Origin of the sequence: uncultured Aquincola sp. (assembly GCF_964001545.1) — a bacterium.
In the GTDB taxonomy this organism is placed as follows: Bacteria; Pseudomonadota; Gammaproteobacteria; order Burkholderiales; family Burkholderiaceae_C; genus Aquincola.
Genome location: NZ_CAXFDV010000782.1, coordinates 1 through 2,710, shown reverse-complemented (window position 1 = coordinate 2,710; position 2,710 = coordinate 1). Strand labels below are relative to the sequence as shown.

The window sequence follows — 2,710 nt, the reverse complement described above, 5'->3', positions numbered from 1 at the left end:
TGTGTTCGCCGTTCCCGGCCACCCGCGGCTTCATGATGGTGGTGGCGCTGGCCATGCTGGTCAGCCTGTGGCTGCTGCTTACCCGCACCCGCGTGGGGCTGGTGATCCAGAGCGCGCTCACGCACCCCGAGATGGTGGAGGCGCTGGGCCACAACGTGCCGCGTGTGTTCATGCTGGTGTTCGGCGCCGGCGCGGCACTGGCCGGGCTGGCCGGTGTCATCGGCGGCAGCACCTTCGTCACCGAGCCGGCCATGGCCGCCACGGTGGGTTCGGTGATCTTCGTGGTGGTGGTGGTGGGCGGCATGGGCTCGCTGGCCGGGGCCTTCGTGGCCTCGGTGCTCATCGGTGTCATCCAGACCTTCGCGGTGGCCATCGATTACTCGGTGCTCGACCTGGCGCGGCTGGTGGGCTGGCAGCCGGGGGCGCAGGCGGCCTCGCACTCGCTGCTGCGGCTGACGGTGTCGCAGGTGGCGCCCATCCTGCCGTACCTGTTCCTGGTGCTGATCCTCATCTTCCGGCCCAAGGGCCTGCTGGGCACGCGGGAGGGTTGATGAGCCAGCGTCCATTCCATTTCCGGCCGCTCAACGTCGGCCGATGGTTCGTGTGGGGCGCTTTTGCGCTGCTGCTGTTGCTGGCGCCCAAGCTGTTTGCCAGCAGCCTGGCCGTCACCATCCTGTCGCAGATCGGCATTGCGGTGGTGGCCTGCCTCTCGTACAACATGCTGCTGGGGCAGGGCGGCATGCTCAGCTTCGGGCATGCGGTGTACACCGGGCTGGGCGCCTACGTGGCCATCCATGTGCTCAATGCCATCTCGGGCGGGCAGTTGCCGATACCGGTGAGCCTGCTGCCGCTGGTGGGCGGGCTGGCCGGCATGTGCTTCGCGGTGCTGCTGGGCTATGTCACCACCCGCAAGTCGGGCACACCCTTCGCGATGATCACGCTGGGCCTGGCCGAGCTGGTGTTCGCGATGAGCCTGATGGTGCCCGAGTTCTTCGGTGGCGAAGCCGGCGTGGCCGGCAACCGCGTGGTGGGCAAACCGGTGTGGGGCATCAGCTTCGGGCCGCAGATCCAGGTGTACTACCTGCTGGCCTTCTACACCTTCGTGTGCACGGCGCTGATGTTCGCCTTCACCCACACGCCGCTGGGCCGCATGCTCAATGCGGTGCGCGACAACGCCGAGCGCGTGGCCTTCATCGGCTACAACCCGCAGCGGGTGCGCTACACCGCCTTCATCATCGCGGGCTTCTTCGCGGGGGTGTCGGGCGGCATGTATGCGCTGAACTTCGAGATCGCCACCGCCGAGGTGGTGGGCGCGGCCCGCTCGGGCGCCTACCTGCTGTTCACCTTCCTGGGCGGCGCCACCTTCTTCTTCGGGCCCATCATCGGCGCGGTGCTGATGGTGCTGGCCACGGTGCTGCTGTCGGAGTTCACCAAGGCCTGGCTGCTGTACCTGGGCCTGGTGTTCCTGTTCATGGTGATGTATGCGCCGGGCGGCATTGCCAGCCTGCTGATGATGAACCTGCGCGTGGCCGCCTTCGGCCACCTGCGCCAACTGTGGACGGCCTACCTGGCCCTGGGCGGCACCGCGCTGGTGGTGCTGGCGGGGGCGGGCGCCATCGTCGAGATGATCTACCACCTCCAGCTGGACGCGGCCCTGGGCCCCACCGTCAAGTACCTGGGCGCCACCCTCAACATCGAGCGCTTCGACACCTGGTTCGGCGCGGTGTTCGTGATGCTGGTGGGCGTGGCCCTGTTCGAGCTGAGCCGCCGCCAGTTCAACCACCAGTGGGCCGAGGTGCAGACCGACATCGAGCGCACGCTGCGCCGGCGGGAGGATGCGCTGTGAGCGGCTCCGCGAATACCCCGGCGCTGGAGCTGGTGGACCTGCACAAGTCCTTCGGCAAGACGGCCATCATCCGCGGTGCCAGCCTGGCGGTGCAGCCGGGTGAGCGGGTGGCCATCATCGGCCCCAACGGCGCGGGCAAGAGCACCTTGTTCAACCTGATCAGCGGGCGCTTCGGCGCCAGCAGCGGGCAGATCAAGCTGCATGGCCAGCGCATCGACGGGCTGGAGCCCTTCGAGATCAACCGCCGCGGCCTGGCCCGCAGCTTCCAGGTGAGCAACCTGTTCAACCGCCTGAGCGTGTTCGAGAACCTGCGCTGCGCGGTGCTGTGGTCGCAGGGCCACCGCTACGCCTTCTGGAAGGCGCTGAGCCGGCTGCGCGATGCCAACGACCGCGCCGAGCAGCTGATGCACATGATCCGCCTTCACAAGAAGCGCGACACGCTGGCGATGAACCTCACCTATGCCGAGCAGCGCGCGCTGGAGATCGGCATCACCATCGCCGGCGGTGCCGACGTGGTGCTGCTGGACGAGCCCACCGCCGGCATGAGCAAGAGCGAAACCAGGCGCTTCATCGAGCTGATCCGCGAGGTGACGGTGGGCAAGACGCTGCTGACGGTGGAGCACGACATGGGCGTGGTGTTCGGTCTGGCCGACAAGATCGCGGTGCTGGTGTATGGCGAGGTCATCGCCTTCGACACACCGGAGGCGGTGCGGGCCAATGCCCGCGTGCAGGAGGCCTACCTGGGCTCGGTGCTGGCCGAGACGCAGGCCGCGGAGGCGCGCGCATGCTGAAGCTGACCGACCTGCATGCCTTCTACGGCAAGAGCCATGTGCTGCATGGCGTGAACTTCACGGTGCAGCCGGG

At 67.9% G+C, this 2,710-nt stretch carries 2 protein-coding genes and 2 pseudogenes; all 4 read left to right on the top strand.

Annotated features, from left to right (window positions below; translation table 11 throughout):
• Positions 1–551: pseudogene (locus ABNT58_RS27205) on the top strand (branched-chain amino acid ABC transporter permease); the annotation flags it as partial.
• A complete protein-coding gene (locus ABNT58_RS27200; protein ID WP_348756502.1) occupies positions 551–1,846 on the top strand; it encodes a branched-chain amino acid ABC transporter permease in 1,296 nt (431 codons plus the stop codon). The pseudogene ABNT58_RS27205 and the gene ABNT58_RS27200, both read left to right, overlap by 1 nt.
• A complete protein-coding gene (locus tag ABNT58_RS27195; protein ID WP_348756501.1) occupies positions 1,843–2,637 on the top strand; it encodes an ABC transporter ATP-binding protein in 795 nt (264 codons plus the stop codon). Before ABNT58_RS27200 ends, ABNT58_RS27195 begins: the two co-directional genes overlap by 4 nt.
• Positions 2,631–2,710 (top strand): annotated as a pseudogene (locus ABNT58_RS27190) (ABC transporter ATP-binding protein); the annotation flags it as partial. The gene ABNT58_RS27195 and the pseudogene ABNT58_RS27190, both read left to right, overlap by 7 nt.

Excerpts from the sequence above, each read along its gene's own strand:
- ABNT58_RS27200 (WP_348756502.1), top strand. The coding sequence starts at position 551 with ATGAGCCAGCGTCCATTCCATTTCCGGCCGCTCAACGTCGGCCGATGG.